Below are 18971 nucleotides of genomic sequence, written 5' to 3' on the forward strand. Positions count from 1 at the left end.
GGCGCCACCGTCATGGGACGTCACAGCTTGCCCGACGCGAAGGCGGCCGGCACGGGCAGGGTCCGCTCACCGCGCCGTCGCACCGTCTCCATCGCCACCGCGCTGGTCCTGGCCGTAGCGGCGGGGACAGGGGTGGCGGCTCAGAGCGGTCTCCTCTCCTTCGCGGATGCCTGCGCCGACGCGCCGGTACGGCTGGATCTGGCGGCCTCTCCCGACATCGCCCCCGCACTGCGCGCCATCGCGGACCGCGCGCGACAGGACCGGGTGACCACCGACGGCCACTGCCTCGACGTACGGGTCGAGGCACGCGAGAACCACCAGGTCGCCGCCGCGCTCGCCGACGGCTCGGGAACATCCGGCTACCAGGTCTGGGTGCCTGATTCCGACATCTGGGTGGAGCGCGCCAAGGGACAGGGCGACGGCACGTCGCTGACACCGGCCGGTACGGTCGCCACCTCGCCGGTGACGCTGGCCGCCGTACCCACGACCGCGCGAACACTGGGCTGGCCCCGCAAGAGCTATACCTGGGCCGAGCTGGCCGCGACGGCGACCACGACCGGCGCGGACGGGCTGCTGCTCGGCTCGGCCGACCCCGCCCGCAGCGCCACGGGGCTGCTCGCGCTCAGCAGCATCGCCGAGTCCTCGCGGCGTACGGGCGCCGAGGGCGACACCCGCACCGCCGCCACCGCCGAATTCCTCACTCGGCGCGTCTCCGACACCGACACGCATGTGCTGGAGACGCTGGCCCGCGACGACTCGGGCGCGGAGAAGGGCCGTCCCCGGCGCAATGAGGCGGTGCTGCTCTCCGAACAGGCCGCGTTCGCGCACAACTCCAAGGGCAGCGGCTCGGCCAACCTCAACCTCTTCTATCCCTCGGACGGCGCGCCCGTACTCGACTACCCGTACAGCCTGGTCGACGAGACGGAGCTGACCACCGACCAGAGCCGCGCCGCCATGCGGTTCATGGCGTTGCTCGGCGACGAGGCCGCATACCGCACCCTCCAGGAACACGGCTTCAGAGTGGCGGACACCGCGCTGGATCCCACCGTGCTCCGCACGGCGGGCGCCCTCTCACCCCAGCCGTACGACGGGAAGGACGCCCTGCCGCCGTCCTCCGAGTCGCGGCAGTGGGCGCTCGGTCTGTGGACGGTGACGGTGCGCAGCGCACGGCTGACGACGGTCGTGGACACCTCGGGTTCGATGGCGGCGCCCGTGCCCGACCGGGACGGCCAGAACCGGATGGATGTCACGAAAGCCTCGCTGCTCCGGGCTCTCGCGGGCTTCACCCCCGAGGACGAGATCGGCCTGTGGGAGTTCTCGACCCGGCTCGATGGCGCCAAGGACTACCGCGAGTTGGAGAGCACGGCCCGGCTCGGCGAGCCGGTGAAGGGCGGCGGCACCCACCGGGACCGGCTCTCGGACGCCGTCACCGCGCTCAAGCCCGTCCCGGACGGCGACACCGGCCTGTACGACACGATGCTGGCCGCCTACCGGGAGGCGGTCGCCACCTACGTGAGCGGCAAGTTCAACGCGCTCGTCATCCTCACCGACGGCTCCAACAAGGACGACGACTCGATCTCACGTGCCGAGCTGATCAAGCGGCTGAAAACCGTCGTGGACCCCCGCCGCCCGGTACCGCTGATCGCCATCGCCGTGGGCCCTGACGCCGACCGTAACGAGGTCGACACCATCGCCAGGGCCACCGGCGGCGCGGGTTACGAGGTGAGCGATCCGGCCGAGATCCGGACCGTGATGCTGCGCGCGGTCATGCTGTCGGCGGGACTGACCGGCACCGACTCCACGGCGTCCGACCGCTCCTGAGCGCGGCCGGCCGCCCGCGTGTGACGCACACCGACGCGGCCCCCGGCCATACGTCACACGCCCCCGGGCCATACGCCACACGGCCCCGGGCCACACGTCACAGCTCATCCGGTCCCGTCGAGGGAGACCCCGGGAAACCCCAACGGCCAGCTGTGCACCGGCTCGCCCTGGTGCATCAGCTCGCAGTAGCGACGAGTGGTGGCCGCCAGGGCCGCGTCCCGCTCAAGACCGGCCTCCAGCGCCCGGTGAAAGGTGTCCACCTGCCACGCGGCCCCGTTCATCCGCCGCTTGCAGCGCTCCTCGATCACCCCGAGATAGAAGTCGCGGTCCACCGCCTCGATCTGCCACGCGTCCAGGCCGGCGGCGGCGAGCGGGAGCAGTTCGTCACGTACGAGCTTGACCACCGGCACGGTCGTCAGTCCGGCGGCCCGGCCGGGGCGCGGCCAGCGCAGCTCCGCGTCGATGCCGTAGCGGCAGGCGAGGTCGAAGTTGGCCGCCGCGTCGGCGAAGGGCAGCCGGTTCCAGACCGGTCTGGCGTCCTCGGCGAGCGCGCGCACCAGCCCGTAGTAGAAGGCGGTGTTGGCGATCACATCGGTGACGGTGGGGCCCGCGGGCAGTACGCGGTTCTCCACCCGCAGATGCGGTACACCGTCCGCGACCTCGTACACCGGCCGGTTCCAGCGGTAGACCGTCCCGTTGTGCAGCGCCAGCTCCTGGAGCTCCGGCACTCGGCCGCTGTCGAGCACCCGCAGCGGGTCCTCGTCGTCGCAGATCGGCAGCAGCGGCGGGAAGTAGCGCAGATTCTCCTCGAAGAGGTCGTACGCGGATTCGATCCAGCGCTCCCCGAACCAGGTTCTGGGCCGCACCCCCTGGGCCTTCAGCTCCGGCGGCCGGGTGTCGGTGGCCTGTTCGAAGAGCGGCGGCCTGGACTCCCGCCACAACTCCCGGCCGAACAGGAACGGCGCATTGGCACCGAGTGCCACCTGCACCGATGCCATCGCCTGGGCGGCGTTCCACACATCGGCGAACCGGTCGGGCGTTACCTGGAGATGGAGTTGTACGGAGGTACAGGCGGCCTCCGGGGTGATCGACGACGAGGTGCATGTCAGTCGCTCGACCCCTTCGATGTCGAGGGTGAAATCCTCGCCCCTGGCCGCCAGCATCTGTTCGTTGAGCAGGGTGTAGCGGTGGACGTCGGAGAGATTCGCGGAGACGACGTCATGCCGGGTGAGGGTAGGGAGAATTCCGATCATCACGATCCCCGCGTCGACCTCGCTCGCTTTGCGGTGGGCATATCCGAGACCGGTGCGGAGTTCCTCGGCGAGCTGGTCGAGAACCCGTCCGTCGAGCCGGTGCGGAGCGACGTTCACTTCCATGTTGAACATTCCGAGTTCGGTCTGGAAATCACCGCTCGCGATACGCTTCAGCACCTCGGCATTCATCATCCGGGGCATCCCGTCGGACCCCGCGAGATTCAGCTCGATCTCCAGGCCCATCAGATTCTTGGGCCGGTCGAATCCCTCCTCCGCCAGGAGTCGCCCCAGCACCGCCAGGCACTGCTGTAGCTTCCTGCGGTATCTCTGCCGATCGGACAGTCCGGAACCGCCCGCTTCGACCTTCTCACCCATCGAAGTGTCCCTCCTCGATCGAGTGGGCAGCCCGCGGCACCGGGCGCTCGCGTCACGATCGATAATGCCCACACGGAGTGATCCGTAACGCCCCGCCCACGCCGCGTACCGGGTAGGGTGTGGACATCGGTCGTGCGGCACATTCCTTTGGCATGGCGTGGTGTTCTGTATCCACTGCCCGGCCGGCCGCGAAAAACGCCGACGAGTTTCGGCCGTCCGCAGTGGGCGAATCACCCCAGGCCAGACGCCTGCGTTCCACGCTTATCAGCAGAAACTACGCAGGAGATGGACTTAATAGTGCCTTGTCCGCAATATGCAGGACAGCTAGCAGAAACACGGCACGAACACGTGTCGTATAAACTCCCGTATACGAGGCAGAGAGTCGGCGTCCGGCCTTACCGCCCTGAGCCCACCTCTGACCCCGCACGCTGACAGCGACGTCCGCACCCGCCCATGCACCACCTCAAGCGTCACCCCTGTCTCCTGAGTGAGAGGCAACCCACCATGCCGCTGCATGTTCCCCCGGCCCCCGCGCCCGCCCTGCGCAGCGTTCTCGCGGCACTCGGTTCCCCTACCGCCGTGCGCGATGCCCGCACCCCCGCTCTGCAGTCCGTCCAGGGACCGCTGAGCCCCGAACTCCCGCTGCCCGTCCATGTGCTCGACCAGGTCGGCCCGGTGGCCCGGGGGACCGCCCCCACGGGACGTACGCCACGGACCAGGCTGGCCGGCTGGCGCTTCCTGATCCGCAGCGGCGACCGCGCCGTCGCGGCCGCGGACACGATGCTCACCGCGGACGGCTGGGCCTTCTCCCGCTTCTTCGAGGGCCCGTACATCACCGCGACGGAGCGGGCGGTACGGCAGGCGGAGACCCTGGGGACCGCGTATCAGCCCCGGCTGCTCTCGGTGCCCGAGCTCTACATGCTGACGCTCTGGCTGCACGGGGACACGGAGGCGGACGCCTCCACGGGCTCCCCCGCGCCGGCCGACATCCTGGTGCCTCTCGCACCGGCCCCGCCGGGCATCGCGGCCCACCGCCCGCACCGGGTCGCCGAGTTGCTGCCCATGATCGGACTGCGGCTCGCACCCGCGCCACTCCTGCGTACGCCTGCCTGACACCCGAGCGCCGGCGGCGCGTCCGCGACGCGTGTTCCTCTCGTACCCCGCGACCGCTATGGTCGCGGGGTACCTTTCTGCTCGATCGGACTAGCCCGGTTCGGCCACCCCGAACCACCCGAAAAGACGGTCAAGTTGAACTGAACCGTCCGGCTGGGTGACGCGTCCTCAAGCAGAAGGAAGCGCTGTCGCGAAATCCCTGCGGATTACCATCCCTAGGGCAACACTAGGACTGGACCAGACAGATACGGGGGGCGGCCTTGACCACATCGAGCCGCAGGACACTCACTACGACACAGCGAAAGATCTCGCCCATGTGCCAGCATCAACCAGCCTGTCCCACAGCCGACTCCGCCGACCGCGACGCCGCCCGACTGATGGCTCACCACCCTGAGCAGGGCTGGAGCCTGCTGTGCAATGGCGTTCTGCTCTTCGAGGACACCGGCGAGCTGCTGCCCGACGGGAAGATCATCGCCCCGCACCGGCCGCTGCGGACCGAACAGGTGGTGACGGCGGCCTGACGCCGCCCGGCGGCGTTCGGACGCCGCCGGAATGAATGGGGCCGGCCCGGAGACCTTCCTCCGCACCGGCCCCGACGCATGTCCAGGCCCCGACGCATGTCCGGCCCCGACGCGGGCCGGCCCTGTGAGTCCGGCCCGGCCCGCGTCACCGTACGTACCCGTCCCGTCAGTTGTCGTACGCGTCCAACGGCGGGCAGGAGCAGACCAGGTTACGGTCGCCGAAGGCACCGTCGATACGGCGCACCGGCGGCCAGTACTTGTCCGCGGCCGAGACCCCGGCAGGGAAGACCGCCTCGTCGCGGCTGTAGGCGTGCTCCCACGCACCGCCCAGCGCGGCGGCCGTGTGCGGGGCGTTGCACAGCGGGTTGTCGTCCGCGGGCCACTCACCCGACGCGACCTTCTCGATCTCCGCGCGAATCGCGATCATCGTCTCGCAGAAGCGGTCGATCTCCGTCAGGTCCTCGCTCTCGGTGGGCTCGATCATCAGCGTCCCCGCCACCGGGAACGACATCGTCGGCGCGTGGAAGCCGTAGTCGATCAGCCGCTTCGCGATGTCGTCGACACTGACGCCGGTCGCCTTGGAGAGCGGCCGCAGATCCACGATGCACTCGTGCGCCACCAGCCCGTTGGGGCCGGTGTAGAGCACCGGGTAGTGCGGCTCCAGCCGCTTGGCGATGTAGTTGGCTGCGAGCACGGCGACCTGCGTCGCCCGCTTGAGGCCCTCGCCACCCATCAGCCGTACATACGCCCAGGAGATCGGCAGAATGCCGGCCGAACCCCACGGAGCCGCCGAGATCGGTCCGACGCCCGTCTCGGGCCCGGCCGCGGGCTGGAGCGGGTGGTTGGGCAGATACGGGGCGAGGTGGGCCCGTACGCCGACCGGACCGACGCCGGGACCGCCGCCGCCGTGCGGGATGCAGAACGTCTTGTGCAGATTCAGATGCGACACATCGGAGCCGAACCTGCCCGGCTTCGCCAGCCCCACCAGCGCGTTGAGGTTCGCGCCGTCGACATACACCTGACCGCCCGCGTCGTGCACGGCCGCGCAGATGTCACCGATGTGCTCCTCGAACACCCCGTGCGTGGACGGGTAGGTGACCATCAGGACGGCCAACTCGGCGCCGTACTGAGCGATCTTGGCGTGCAGGTCCTCGACGTCGACGTCGCCGTCCTCACGGGTCTTGACGACGACGACCTTCATGCCGGCCATCACCGCGCTCGCGGCGTTCGTGCCGTGCGCGGAGGACGGGATGAGGCAGACGGTACGCCCCATGTCGCCGTTGGCCCGGTGGTACGCCCGTACCGCGAGCAGTCCCGCCAGCTCGCCCTGCGAACCGGCGTTGGGCTGGAGGGAGACGGCGTCGTAGCCGGTGACCTCGGCGAGCCGCTCCTCCAGCTCCCTGATCAGCGTCAGATAGCCCTGCGCCTGCTCGGCGGGCGCGAAGGGGTGCAGCGCGCCGAACTCGGGCCAGGTGACCGGCTCCATCTCGGTGGTCGCGTTCAGCTTCATCGTGCAGGAGCCGAGCGGGATCATGCCGCGGTCCAGCGCGTAGTCGCGGTCCGCGAGCCTGCGCAGATAGCGCAGCATCGCGGTCTCGGAGCGGTACTGGTGGAAGACGGGGTGGGTCAGATAGTCGTCGGTCCGCAGCAGCGCGCCGGGCAGCGCGTCCTCGGTGGCCGCGTCCAGCGCCTCGATGTCCCCGGTCAGGTCAAAGGCCGTCCACACGGCGGCCAGCTGCGCACGGCCGGTGGTCTCGTCACAGGCGATGGAGACATGGTCGGCGTCGACCAGCCGGAGGTTGACGCCGCCCTCACGCGCGGCGGCGACCACGGCGGCGGCCCGGCCCGGGACCCGGACGGTGAGCGTGTCGAAGTACGCGCCATGCACGATCTCGACACCGCCCGCGCGCAGCCCCTCGGCGAGCAGCGTGGCGTAGCGGTGGGTGCGGCTCGCGATGGCCCGCAGCCCCTCGGGGCCGTGGTACACCGCGTACATCCCGGCCATGACGGCGAGCAGCACCTGCGCGGTACAGATGTTGCTGGTGGCCTTCTCGCGCCGGATGTGCTGCTCGCGGGTCTGTAGCGCCAGCCGGTACGCCTTGTTCCCGTCGGCGTCCACCGACACCCCGACGAGCCGGCCCGGCAGGCTGCGCGCGAACTTCTCGCGTACGGCCATGAATCCGGCGTGCGGTCCGCCGAAGCCCATCGGGACCCCGAAGCGCTGAGTGGTGCCCACCGCGATGTCCGCGCCCAGCTCTCCCGGTGAGGTGAGCAGCGTCAGCGCGAGCAGGTCGGCGGCGACGGTGACGATCGCGCCGAGGCCGTGCGCCTGCTCGACCACGGGCCTGATGTCCCGTACGGCTCCCGAGGCGCCCGGGTACTGGAGCAGCACACCGAAGACCCCGCGCTCGGCCACCTCGGCGGGGATGCCCTCGCTCAGGTCCGCGACGACGACCTCGACACCGGTCGGCTCGGCCCGGGTCTCGATCACGGCGATGGTCTGCGGCAGGGCGTCGGCGTCCACCAGGAAGACGCCTCCCTTGACCTTGCCGACACGGCGGGCGAGCGCCATGGCCTCCGCCGCCGCGGTGCCCTCGTCCAGCAGGGAGGCGCCCGAGGTCGGCAGCCCCGTCAGCTCGGCCACCACGGTCTGGAAGTTGAGCAGCGCCTCAAGCCGGCCCTGGGAGATCTCCGGCTGGTACGGGGTGTACGCGGTGTACCAGGCCGGGTTCTCCATCACGTTGCGCAGGATCACCGATGGTGTGTACGTGCCGTAGTAGCCGAGCCCGATCATGGGCGCGAGTACCTGATTGCGGTCCGCGAGGGAGCGCAGCTCGGCCAGCACCTCGGCCTCGGTACGGGCCCCCGGAAGCCGCAGCGCCTCCGTGCTCTTGATGACGTCCGGCACCGCGGCGGCCGTCAGCTCGTCGAGCGAGCCGTAGCCGACCTGAGCCAGCATCTTGGCCTGCGCCGGCGCGTCGGGCCCGATGTGGCGCTGCTCGAAGGGGGTGCCCCGCTCCAGCTGGGAGAGCGGAATGCGGTTGACGGTCATTGCGGAGGCCTCCTGGTCGACGCGACCTGTGAGGGGCACCGAGACACGGGTGCCCGAACGGCCTCCCCCTCTGTCATCTCGACCTGAGAGCTTCACCGGCCCGCCCGGAGGCGGCCCGGCTTTCACCGTCGGTGAGAGCGGATGCCGTCCGACGCCCGCCCTGCTTTCCAGAGTGACCTCGTCCGTGCGGTACGGGTGCCTGAGAGATTCCGGGGAGGATTTGCTCCTTCGGCGCCTCCGGCCTTCTCTCCGGAGGACTCTCCCGCACGGGGTCAGTAGCCGCTTGCCAGCCTACCAGCGCGACCTTCGGCACAACTTTCGAGTGGCCGACGCCCGAGTTCTGCACTTTTGTAGTATTCACAAGCAGTTGCGACCAGTTGGAGGGACCGTGGAGACCGACATTGATCCGCGCAGTCTGATAGGCCGCAAGGCGTTCGACCGTAACGGTCATAAGCTCGGGACAGTGGACGAGGTGTATCTCGACGACGCCACCGGAATCCCGGAATGGGCCGCCGTCCGTACCGGACTCTTCAGTCGCGACGCCTTCGTCCCCCTTGCCCCCAGCACGCTCTCCCAGGACGGTCTGCGGATCCCGTTCGAGCGGGCGCTGATCCGGGACGCCCCTGATTTCGGTGTCGGCCGGCACCTCTCCCCCGATCAGGAACTCCAGCTGTACCACCACTACGGCCTGGCCCTTCCGGACCCCGAGTCACCCGAACGGCCCGCTTCGCTGTCCGATCGTGACTCCGAACGCGACTTCGGACGGCTGGCCGGCCAGGACGACTGACCGGCCACCGCCGGCACCAGGGGAAGCGGCTCCGAGAGCTCCAGATCAGGGTCGTCGGCCCAGAAGGTCCGCACCCGCCCCGGCGCGGACCCCGGCTCCTCGAACCGTACGGTCACCCTCCGCAACCCGCTGCCCTGCACCCAGCCCGCACCGAACTCGCGATGGCGTACGTCGTGTCCCGCCGGGAAACGCCGCTCGGCGGGCACATCCGGAGCCTGCGCGGGCCCACCGCCGCCGCTACCGGCCCATAGGGCTCCGGACGTCGCCGCCCCCTCCCCCACCGCCCGCTCCGCACTCGCCGGCTCACGCGCCCCCTCGTCCGCCGACGCGTGCGCCGCGGCGGCGGACTCATCGGCCGCGGCCTGGGCGAAAAGATCCTCCTGCGTGAAGTCCGCGAGCCCCGTCACGCCCACCCCGAGCAGCCGTACCCCGCCCGTGGTGTCCACCGATTCCAGCAGCCGCCCCGCGGCCTCCCGCACCACCCCGGGGTCGTCCGTGGGCCCGCGCAGGGTCTCCGAACGCGTCAGCGTCGAGAAGTCGTACCGCCGCACCTTGAGGACGACGGTCCGCCCCGAACGCCCCGCCGCCCGCAGCCGCTCGACGCAGCGGTCCGCGAGCCGGTCCACCTCCGTGCGCACCCTGACCCGGTCGTGCAGATCGACATCGAAGGTGTCCTCGACCGACACGGACTTGGCGTCACGCTCGGACACCACGGCCCGGTCGTCGAGTCCGCGCGCCATCCGGTACAGCGAGGCGCCATGGGCCCGCCCCAGCAGCCGTACGAGCTCGTCCTCACCCGCCTCGGCCAGATCGGCGACCGTGGTCATGCCCGCCCGGCGCAGATGGTCCCCCGTCGCGGGCCCGACCCCGGGCAGCGTACGCACCGGCATGGGCCCCAGCAGAGCGCGCTCCGTACCGGGCTCTATGAGCACGAGGCCGTCCGGCTTGGCCTGCTCGGAGCCGATCTTCGCCAGCATCTTGGACCCCGCGAGGCCCACCGAGCCACTGAGCCCCGTCACCGCCCTGATGTCCGCGCGCAGCCGCTCACCCGCCGCCAGCGCCGAGGCGGTGTCATCGGCCGAGCCGCCCGCCTCCAGGTCCACGAACGCCTCGTCCAGGCTCAGCGGCTCCACCAGCGGCGACAGCCTCCTCAGCAGCTCCATCACCTGCTCGCTGACCGCGCGGTAGAGCGAGAAGCGCGGGACGAGATAGGCGGCGTTCGGCGCCAGACGCCTCGCCTGGGCCATCGGCATCGCCGAGTGCACCCCGAAGCGTCTCGCCTCGTACGAGGCCGTGGAGACCACCCCACGCGGGCCCAGACCGCCGACCACCACCGGCTTTCCGCGCAGACTCGGCTTCGCCGCCTGTTCGGCGGCGGCGAAGAAGGCATCCATGTCCAGATGCAGGATCGTCGGCGCGGATCTCACCTCACCGATGCTCCCTCACGCCACTGACAATCGGCGCGGGCCACGGGTCAGACAGCCCGGTCCCGGCGCCGTCTGGCCAGTTCATCGGCGGGGTTGTGGCCGATCAGCGTCTCGCCGGTGTCGGTACGCTCCCCGTGGAGCTGGGACAGCGCGGCCTCGACATCCCGCCACACGACACCCACCGCGATCCCGAAGACCCCCTGGCCCCCCTGGAGCAGACTCACCACCTCGTCCGGTGAGGAGCACTCGTAGACGGTCGCGCCGTCGCTCATGAGCGTCACCCGGTCCAGATCCTGGAAGCCCCCGGCCCGCAGATGCTGGACCGCCGCCCTGATGTTCTGCAGGGCGACCCCGGTGTCCAGGAACCGCTTCACGATCTTGAGGACGACCACGTCCCGGAAGCTGTAGAGCCGCTGGGTGCCCGACCCGTACGCGGGGCGGACGCTCGGCTCGACGAGTCCGGTGCGTGCCCAGTAGTCCAACTGGCGGTACGTGATCCCCGCCGCCGCGCACGCGGTCGGACCCCGGTATCCGACCGTCTCCGCTCGGGGATCGGGGGCACTGCCGTGAAGCGGATACGGACCGCCCGCCGCCGTACTGTCGCCGCTGCTTCTCACGCCGACCCTCCGTCCTTGACCTGCCCTGTCGAAGGTAGGCAGTCACCCGGGGTGCGTCAACGATCGCCACACTCGCCACGCCGAGTGATAATCACCCTGAGTGTGGTTTCCCGTACCCCGATACGGGGAAAGGCTGACCGAATGCGCTGACAGAGCCCGGCGCAGCGCTCACCGGCCGCTCACTGGCTGTTGGTCCCGAAGTCCTCCGGAGAGATCTGGTCGAGGAACTCGCGGAACTTCTCCACCTCGTCCTCCTGCTCATCCGGGATGGCGATGCCGGCATCGTCCAGAACCCCGTCACTGCCGTAGATCGGCGTACCCGTGCGCAGCGCGAGCGCTATGGCATCGGACGGCCTGGCGCTCACCTCGACCCCGCTCGCGAAGACCAGCTCCGCGTAGAAGACCCCTTCACGCAGGTCCGTGATCCGGACCTCGGTGAGCTCCTGACCCACCGCTTCCAGCACGTCCTTGAAGAGATCATGGGTCAGCGGCCGGGCCGGGGCCATGCCCTGCTGGGCGAAGGCAATGGCGGTAGCCTCCCCCGGTCCGATCCAAATGGGGAGGTACCGGTCGCCTCCCACTTCACGCAGGAGCACGATCGGTTGGTTGGAGGGCATTTCCACCCGGACACCCACAACGTCGAGCTCGTTCACACAGCAACCCTAGGACGTGCCCGGCAGGTTTGGGTAGTCGGGCTCCCCCGTGATCAGCCCGGCCGGACCCCGAGAGCCGTCCGCACCAGGGCCGCGTGCAGGCTCGTGGAGAGCACGGCCAGCTCCTTCGTGGCCGCCTCGGCACGGGCCCTGGTCTGCGGATTACGGTGGCGACGCAGCGGCGACACGACCTGTTCGACGAGCCCGGCCTCGCGTTCCGCCGCCGCCTTCATGACCCGCAGATGCCGGGGTTCCAGACCGAACCGTCCGAGATCCGAGACAAGCCGGGCCACGGTGACGGCCCCGGCGTCATAGCCGCCGTCCGGCAACGGAGTGATGAGGCCGTACGACTCCCACTCGGCGAGCAGGCTCTCGCCGACACCCGCCGCCGCAAGCAGCTCGTCACGGCCGATCCTCGCCGCGGTCGGGACCTCGGGGCGGGCCGCCGGGACGGCGCTCAGCGGGCCCCGCTGGGGGCCCGGCAGCTGAACGTGCTCGCCGTGTCCCAGGGCGTCCAGCTGCTCCCTGATGACCTTCAGGGGCAGGTAGTGGTCGCGCTGCATCCGCAGCACCCGGGCCAGTCGCTCGACATCCCCGGGGCTGAACTTCCGGTAACCGGAGGGGGTCCTGTCCGGCTCCACCAGACCCTCCGCCTCCAGGAACCGGATCTTGGAGATGGAGATACCGGGAAACTCTTCCCGCAGCCTCGCGAGCACCGCTCCGATGCTCAGCGGCGGCTCGGCCGCGGGGGCGGTGCCGGATCCGGCACCGCCCTTCGGTGTGCGCAGCATGGACCTTCCCTGAGGGTCAGGCGCCCCGCTGGCTCGCGTAGAAGACCAGCCGGTACTTACCGATCTGGACCTCGTCACCGTTCGCCAGCAGGACCGAATCGATCCGCTCACGATTGACGTACGTACCGTTCAGACTGCCCACGTCCGAGACAGTGAAGCGGCCGTCCGCGCCCCTGCGGAACTCCACATGGCGACGTGACACGGTCACATCGTCCAGGAAGATGTCGCTCTCCGGATGGCGGCCGGCCGTGGTCAGCTCGCCGTCCAGCAGGAAGCGGCTGCCCGAATTCGGACCGCGGCGCACCACCAGCAGCGCCGATCCCATCGGCAGCGCGTCGACCGCCGCCTGCGCCTCCGGCGTGAGCGAGGGAAGCGACGTCTGGCCGGTCACCTCGGAGTCATACGCCTCAAGACCCGAGATGGAGATCGTCGAGGTCGTCTCCGAGGCGCGCTCCGCGGGCGCCGCGCCCCGCAGGGGCGCACCACAGTTGGAACAGAACCGACTGGCTTCGGCGTTTCGGTGTCCGCACCTCGTACACACAGGCAAGGCCGACATAGAGGGAACCTCCTGCCGCGACTGCCCCCCCGGGACAGATGAGTCCTCGAAACCTATGCGGCCGGGACCAGCAGGGTCAACAGACGACGCGCCGGAGGCGTCACCACCCACCTGGTCACGGAAGAGCGGGCGCTCGCCACCCGACTCCTCGCTCTGGCCATGGCGCGATGCGCGATGGCGGGCGGAGCCGCCCTCCTCGCGTGCGCTCTTGCCGAACAACTTCGCAAACAACTTCACGGGCGATTCCCCTTGACCGAAACAGACCCGCCCGTGGGGCAGGACGAACCCTGAATGAACACACCTGCCGACCCGGACATCTTGACAACGTCCGTATCCACCGGACAGTTTCCACCACGCACCACGCTGATCGTGCGCCGACCCCCCGCAACCTCATGCCCGCGTACGGCGACTGCCATGCGCCCCCGCCTCACTGCGACGACGACCGAGCGTAGTCAGGACGCTCCGCCGGTCGCAAGGCATCCACGATGATCTTCTCAGCCCGGGTCACCGTGGCCGTGGCCTGCTCCTTCTCCAGCGTCTGGACCACTCCGCCCGGAATGTTGAGGGCGGGCTCCAGATCCTGTGGCTTGCCGATGACCTTGAAGTCGTACGGTGCCCTGACCGCCTTGCCGTCCACCTGCACGTCACCTCCCGTACCCGAGAAGTATGTATTGGCGACCACCCGCACGTCATCGACCTGGATGGCCTCGGCACCCGCCGCCCGCAATTCCTGAATGGCGTCGAGCAGCATGTCCGGCTCGACCGTGCCGCTCGGGTCGTTGATGGTCAGCGTGATTCCGGGCCCCTGCGCCGCGACCGTGCCGGCCAGGATGCCCAGCTGCTGCTCCTTCTCGCGCGTCTGCTTGCGCGCCTCCTCGGCCTGGTCCGAGCTGGTCTCCAACTCGGTGCGCTGGGCGTCGAGACGCTGTTTCTCGTCCTCAAGACGCTGCGTACGGTTGTCGAGTTCGTCGAGGATGCGCACCAGGTCCTCCTGGCGCGCGCCCCGCAGCGCGCTGTCGTCGTTGTTCGACGTGACCTGGATCGCGAGCCCGAGGCCGAGCACGAACAGCAGGACCGCGACGATCAGCTGGGCCCGGGTCACCCTCGGCGGCCACAGTCCCGCGGCCAACCGCTGGCGGCCGGTGAGCTGTTGGCGCTCCGGCTCCGCCGGGGTGTGGGCACCGTCCTCGTTCCTGGGGGTCTCTCCGCCGCTCATCGGCCTCACGCCCGGAACACGTGCCGGCGGATCGCGGCAGCGTTGGAGAAGATACGGATACCGAACACGACCACCACGCCGGTGGACAACTGGGCGCCCACGCCCAGCTTGTCGCCGAGGAACACGATCAGCGCCGCGACGACCACATTCGACAGGAACGAGACGACGAAGACCTTGTCGACGAAGATCCCGTCCAGCATGGCGCGCAATCCCCCGAAGACCGCGTCGAGCGCGGCGACGACAGCGATCGGCAGATAGGGCTCGACCACCGCCGGCACCTCGGGCCGGACCAACAATCCGACCACGACTCCCACGACGAGGCCCAGTACCGCGATCACGATGTGCCCTTCCCGGTGTTGGCCGCGCCCTGTCCGTTGCCCTTCCCGGCGTCGGCGGCCTTCGGCTCTGCTGTACGTACGATCAGGCTGGGCGCGGCAGGCAGACGCACCTCGTCCTGATCCGAAATGCTGGTGCGAATACCGAAGTTCTCCTGCAGCGCGTGCAGATACTGACCGTCGGCGCTGTTCTGGAACGTGGTGCTCAGCTTCTTCCCGTCCCCCACCGCGAGCACCTCGTACGGCGGCACCAGCGGCCTGTTGTCGACCAGTATGGCGTCGCCCGCGGCCCGGATCGCGGACAGCGAGGTCAGTCGCTGCCCATTGATCGCGATCGCTTCCGCGCCCGACTCCCAAAGCCCGTTGACGACCCGCTGCATGTCACGGTCGCGCACCCGGCCCGTATCGGAGAAGTCGCTGCTCTCCCGGGGCCCGCCGCCACCGGAATCGGTGTTCTTGGCGTCATCCACCACGAGCCGCACGCCAGGACCGTGCACCGGCGTCGCACCCGCGAGCAGGGCGACCAGTCCGCCCTGGTCGCCGCCGTGGGCCCGCAGGGCCGCGCGCTGGCGCTCACCCACCTCGGTACGCAGCTTCTCGACCGTCCGCTCCAGCGTGTCCGCCGTGGCGGTCTCCGCGTCGATCCGGCTGATCAGCTCCTCGCGCTCCTTGGCCACCACAGGGGCCGAGATCCGCGCCTGGGCCGCTCCGACCGTGACGACCAGAGCGGCCAGCACCAGCCCCGCGGCGAGGCCCAGCTTCGCCTTGAGGGTGCGCGGCAGCCCGCCTTCTTCGGCGTCCCTGCGGGCCGCCGCCTCCGCGTAGCCCTCATCGAGGCTGTGGTCCATCACATTGTTCAGCAGCGACATCGACGCGTCGGGGCGCGGCGGAGAACCGGTGCTCCGAATGGGGGGCTGCTGCGACATGACGCACATCGTCGCACGTCGGGGGCGCTACCGCCGAATGGCCCCACCGGCGTGCCGGACGGCGGTCGATCACACCGTACGGCACGCCGGTGACACACCCGTAAAGGGCCTCAATGACCTGCGCTGTCCACCACCGACGACCACTCGTCGAGCAGCGCCTGCGCCGACGCGTCATCGGGGCCTTCCGCCCACAAATGAGTGACGGCCTCGGCCGGGTCGGGCAGCACCATCACCCAGCGGCCGTCCGCCTCCACCACACGCACCCCATCGGTCGTGTCCACCTGCCGGTCTCCGGCCGCCTCGACGACGCTGCGCATGACGAGACCCTTGACGGCCCACGGCGTCGCCAGATCCCGGCGCAGTACATGCGCACGCGGAATACGGGCGTCGATCTGGCTCAGCGTGAGCTGCGTACGCGCGACCAGACCGATCAGCCGCACAAAGGCGGCCGTACCGTCCAGGACGCTGCTGAACTCCGGCACGATGAAGGCTCCGCGCCCGTCACCGCCGAAGATCGTGGTCTCCTCGCGGCCCACCCTGGTCAGATCGTCGGGCGAGGTGGTCGTCCACTCCACCTGTGTGCCGTGGTAGGCGGCGACCTGCTCCGCGATCCTCGTGGTCGTCACGGGCAGCGCCACCCGGCCGCTGCGCCGCTCGGCCGCGACCAGATCGAGCAGGACCAACAGCGCGCGGTCGTCCTCGATGATCCTGCCCCGCTCGTCGACCAGCGACAGCCGCTCACCGACAGGGTCGAACCGCACTCCGAACGCGGCGCGCGCCGAGGCGACGATCTCACCGAGCCTGACCAGGCCCGAACGGCGCGATTCGGCCGTCTCGGTCGGCCGGGACTCGTCGAGACCGGGGTTGATGGTCAGCGCGTCGACCCCGAGCCGGCCCAGAAGACTGGGCAGTACGAGTCCGGCGCTGCCGTTGGACGCGTCGACCACGACCTTGAGCCCGGCCTCCGCGATCCCGCTCGTATCGACATTGCGCAGCAGCGAGCCGGTGTACGAGTCGAAGACGCTGGCGGGGAAGTGCAGATCGCCGATCTCCCCGGGGAACGCGCGGCGGTACTCCTGTCGCGCGTACACGCGGTCCAGCTTGCGCTGACCGCCCTGCGACAGGTCGGCGCCCCGCTCGTCGAAGAACATGATGTCCACGGAGTCAGGCACCCCGGGCGAGGTACGGATCATGATGCCGCCGGCGCTCCCCCGGCCCGTCTGCTGCCGGGCGACGGGCAGCGGCACATTCTCAAGGTCCCGCACGTCGATGGCGCTGGACTGCAACGACGAGATCACGGCGCGCTTGAGCGCACGGGCACCACGTGAGTGGTCGCGCGCCGTGGTGACCGTGGAGCCCTTCTTCAGGGTGGTGGCGTACGCGCCCGCGAGCCGCACCACGACTTCTGGCGTGATCTCGACGTTCAGGATGCCGGAGACACCGCGCGCTCCGAAGAGATGCGCCTGCCCTCGGGACTCCCAGATCACCGACGTGTTGACGAAGGCGCCGGCCTCGATGGTCTTGAACGGGTAGACCCGCACATTGCCCTGGATGATCGACTCTTCGCCGACAAGGCACTCATCGCCGATGACCGCGCCGTCCTCGATCCGCGCGGCGCGCATGATGTCGGTGTTCTTGCCGATCACGCAGCCGCGCAGATTGCTGTGCTGCCCGATGTAGACGTTGTCGTGGACGACGGCTTTATGGAGGAACGCGCCGGTCTTGACGACGACATTGGATCCGACGACGGTGTGCTCGCGAATCTCCGCGTCGGCCTCGACCTTGGCGTAGTCACCGATGTACAACGGCCCGCGCATAACGGCGTCGGGATGGACCTCGGCACCTTCGGCGATCCACACACCCGGCGAGATCTCGAAGCCGTCGATATCGACGTCGACCTTTCCTTCGAGCACGTCGGCCTGTGCCTTGACATAGCTCTCGTGTGTGCCGACGTCCTCCCAGTAGCCCTCGGCGATATAGCCGTAGATCTTCTTGCCTTCCTTCATCAACTGAGGGAAGACATCGCCGGACCAGTCCACCGACACGTCGGCCTCGACATAGTCGAAGACCTCGGGCTCCATCACGTAGATACCCGTGTTCACGGTGTCCGAGAAGACCTGTCCCCAGGTGGGCTTCTCCAGGAAGCGCTCGACCTTTCCCTCTTCGTCCACGATCGTGATGCCGAATTCCAGAGGATTCGGCACCCGGGTAAGACACACCGTCACCAGTGCGCCTTTTTCCTTGTGGAAGGCGATGAGATCGGTCAGATCGAAATCGGTGAGCGCGTCACCGGAAATGACGAGGAAGGCGTCGTCCTTCAGCGCCTCCTCCGCGTTCTTCACACTCCCCGCGGTGCCGAGCGGCTTCTCCTCGTTGGCATAGGTCAGCTCCATGCCCAGCTCTTCGCCGTCACCGAAATAGTTCTTGACGAGAGAGGCGAGGAATTGCACGGTTACGACGGTCTCACTGAGCCCATGGCGCTTGAGCAACCGCAGCACATGCTCCATGATCGGGCGATTTACGACCGGCAGGAGCGGCTTGGGCATGCTTGAGGTCATGGGGCGAAGTCGAGTTCCTTCGCCACCGGCCATCACGACGGCCTTCATGTCGGAAGCGTCCTCCTTGAAGAGACGGTCTCGCCGACTTCACCCGTCTGGACAGAGGCCCCTTTGACGTCGGGCGTGGGCCGGCGACGCTGCACGGCACCACATCGACGAGCTCAGTCGGCCACGTTGTCCGCCTTGACAAGCCGACGGACCTGGACCACGTACAGAATCCCTGCCCACCAGTACAGGCTTGTACCCCAAATGGCGAACGCCCATCCGAAAACTTCAGCGAGTGACGCAAGCCAGCCACTTCCGTCACTGAGGAGCAGGAGCGGGAAGGCGTACATCAAGTTGAAGGTAGCCGCCTTGCCGAGGAAGTTCACCTGGGGAGGCGGATAGCCGTGCCTGCGAAGGACGGCCACCATGACCAGAAGCATCAGTTCCCGGGCCACGAGGGCCAGGGCCAGCCAGAGAGGCAGAATCTCCCGCCAGGTGAGGCCAACCAGGGTGGAAAGGATGTAGAGCCGGTCAGCGGCGGGATCAAGAAATCGTCCCAAGCTGCTGATCTGGTTCCAGCGACGGGCGAGCTTGCCGTCCAGATAGTCGCTGACGCCGCTCAGCATGAGCACCAGCAATGCCCAGCCGTCGCTCTTGGGACCGCCGAACTCGGGACGCAGGATCAGCCACAGGAAGAGCGGTACGCCGACGAGGCGGGCCATGCTGAGGATGTTGGGGATGGTGAGCACCCGGTCCGTCTGAACGCGAGTCTCCTGGACCTCCACCCGGGGGCCTCCTGTGTGGAACGTGCCAACGATGCCTCCTGACCCTACCCTCAGCGCCGGCACACGATCACAGGGGGGTAAGAGGCAAGAGAATGAGAACGCAGAAATGCCCCGCACCAGAGGTGCGGGGCATTCCCACAATAATTGTTCGGCGGCGTCCTACTCTCCCACAGGGTCCCCCCTGCAGTACCATCGGCGCT

The 18971-nt window shown here is 69.2% G+C and carries 16 protein-coding genes and 1 riboswitch; of the genes, 4 read left to right on the plus strand and 12 right to left on the minus strand.

Annotation, left to right across the window (positions count from 1 at the left end; all coding sequences use genetic code 11):
* Nucleotides 1-12 precede the first annotated feature (12 nt).
* Nucleotides 13-1821, plus strand: coding sequence for a substrate-binding domain-containing protein (locus ABTZ59_RS29450; protein WP_351419680.1), 1809 nt, complete (start codon nucleotides 13-15; stop codon nucleotides 1819-1821).
* Between the two features lie 104 nt (nucleotides 1822-1925).
* Here the strand turns inward: ABTZ59_RS29450 and ABTZ59_RS29455 are convergent, their stop codons facing one another.
* Nucleotides 1926-3449: a glutamate-cysteine ligase family protein gene (locus tag ABTZ59_RS29455; protein WP_351419681.1), complete on the minus strand. Its 1524-nt coding sequence runs from the start codon at nucleotides 3447-3449 to the stop codon at nucleotides 1926-1928.
* A gap of 504 nt (nucleotides 3450-3953) precedes the next feature.
* Between ABTZ59_RS29455 and ABTZ59_RS29460 the strand changes: the two genes are divergently transcribed.
* Complete coding sequence (locus ABTZ59_RS29460; RefSeq protein ID WP_351419682.1) at nucleotides 3954-4562, plus strand: hypothetical protein; 609 nt, start codon at nucleotides 3954-3956, stop codon at nucleotides 4560-4562.
* A 314-nt stretch (nucleotides 4563-4876) separates the two neighbouring features.
* The gene (locus ABTZ59_RS29465; RefSeq protein WP_030353035.1) at nucleotides 4877-5083 is read left to right on the plus strand and encodes a DUF5999 family protein; all 207 of its coding nucleotides are present in this window, start codon (nucleotides 4877-4879) and stop codon (nucleotides 5081-5083) included.
* 166 nt (nucleotides 5084-5249) lie between these two features.
* Here the strand turns inward: ABTZ59_RS29465 and gcvP are convergent, their stop codons facing one another.
* The gene (gene gcvP, locus ABTZ59_RS29470; protein WP_351419683.1) at nucleotides 5250-8135 is read right to left on the minus strand and encodes an aminomethyl-transferring glycine dehydrogenase; all 2886 of its coding nucleotides are present in this window, start codon (nucleotides 8133-8135) and stop codon (nucleotides 5250-5252) included.
* A gap of 177 nt (nucleotides 8136-8312) precedes the next feature.
* A riboswitch (glycine riboswitch) is annotated at nucleotides 8313-8410 on the minus strand.
* Between the two features lie 113 nt (nucleotides 8411-8523).
* Between gcvP and ABTZ59_RS29475 the strand changes: the two genes are divergently transcribed.
* On the plus strand, nucleotides 8524-8922 hold the full coding sequence (locus tag ABTZ59_RS29475) for a PRC-barrel domain-containing protein (protein WP_351419684.1): 399 nt from the start codon (nucleotides 8524-8526) through the stop codon (nucleotides 8920-8922).
* Here the strand turns inward: ABTZ59_RS29475 and ABTZ59_RS29480 are convergent.
* From ABTZ59_RS29480 to clsA, 10 genes are all read right to left on the minus strand, one after another.
* The gene (locus ABTZ59_RS29480) at nucleotides 8817-10349 is read right to left on the minus strand and encodes a DNA polymerase IV (protein WP_351419685.1); all 1533 of its coding nucleotides are present in this window, start codon (nucleotides 10347-10349) and stop codon (nucleotides 8817-8819) included. The two genes, ABTZ59_RS29475 and ABTZ59_RS29480, sit on opposite strands and share 106 nt — an antisense overlap.
* Nucleotides 10350-10396: 47 nt before the next feature.
* On the minus strand, nucleotides 10397-10966 hold the full coding sequence (locus ABTZ59_RS29485) for a MerR family transcriptional regulator (protein ID WP_351419686.1): 570 nt from the start codon (nucleotides 10964-10966) through the stop codon (nucleotides 10397-10399).
* 179 nt (nucleotides 10967-11145) lie between these two features.
* Complete coding sequence (locus tag ABTZ59_RS29490) at nucleotides 11146-11619, minus strand: bifunctional nuclease family protein (protein WP_006123076.1); 474 nt, start codon at nucleotides 11617-11619, stop codon at nucleotides 11146-11148.
* Between the two features lie 53 nt (nucleotides 11620-11672).
* On the minus strand, nucleotides 11673-12410 hold the full coding sequence (ftsR, locus tag ABTZ59_RS29495) for a transcriptional regulator FtsR (RefSeq protein WP_351419687.1): 738 nt from the start codon (nucleotides 12408-12410) through the stop codon (nucleotides 11673-11675).
* A gap of 16 nt (nucleotides 12411-12426) precedes the next feature.
* Entirely contained in the window at nucleotides 12427-13311 is an 885-nt protein-coding gene (locus ABTZ59_RS29500; protein ID WP_351419695.1) for a double zinc ribbon and FHA domain-containing protein, read from the minus strand.
* A gap of 82 nt (nucleotides 13312-13393) precedes the next feature.
* On the minus strand, nucleotides 13394-14182 hold the full coding sequence (locus ABTZ59_RS29505; protein WP_351419688.1) for a DUF881 domain-containing protein: 789 nt from the start codon (nucleotides 14180-14182) through the stop codon (nucleotides 13394-13396).
* Between the two features lie 5 nt (nucleotides 14183-14187).
* A complete protein-coding gene (locus tag ABTZ59_RS29510; protein ID WP_023543062.1) occupies nucleotides 14188-14520 on the minus strand; it encodes a small basic family protein in 333 nt (110 codons plus the stop codon).
* Nucleotides 14517-15443: a DUF881 domain-containing protein gene (locus ABTZ59_RS29515; protein ID WP_351419689.1), complete on the minus strand. Its 927-nt coding sequence runs from the start codon at nucleotides 15441-15443 to the stop codon at nucleotides 14517-14519. Before ABTZ59_RS29515 ends, ABTZ59_RS29510 begins: the two co-directional genes overlap by 4 nt.
* 110 nt (nucleotides 15444-15553) lie before the next feature.
* Nucleotides 15554-18049, minus strand: a complete 2496-nt coding sequence (locus ABTZ59_RS29520) for a sugar phosphate nucleotidyltransferase (protein ID WP_351419690.1) — start codon at nucleotides 18047-18049, stop codon at nucleotides 15554-15556.
* A gap of 113 nt (nucleotides 18050-18162) precedes the next feature.
* Nucleotides 18163-18771, minus strand: a complete 609-nt coding sequence (clsA, locus tag ABTZ59_RS29525) for a cardiolipin synthase ClsA (RefSeq protein WP_351419691.1) — start codon at nucleotides 18769-18771, stop codon at nucleotides 18163-18165.
* Nucleotides 18772-18971: the final 200 nt, after the last annotated feature.

It is taken from the genome of Streptomyces sp. NPDC094034, assembly GCF_040303865.1.
In the GTDB taxonomy this organism is placed as follows: Bacteria; Actinomycetota; Actinomycetes; order Streptomycetales; family Streptomycetaceae; genus Streptomyces.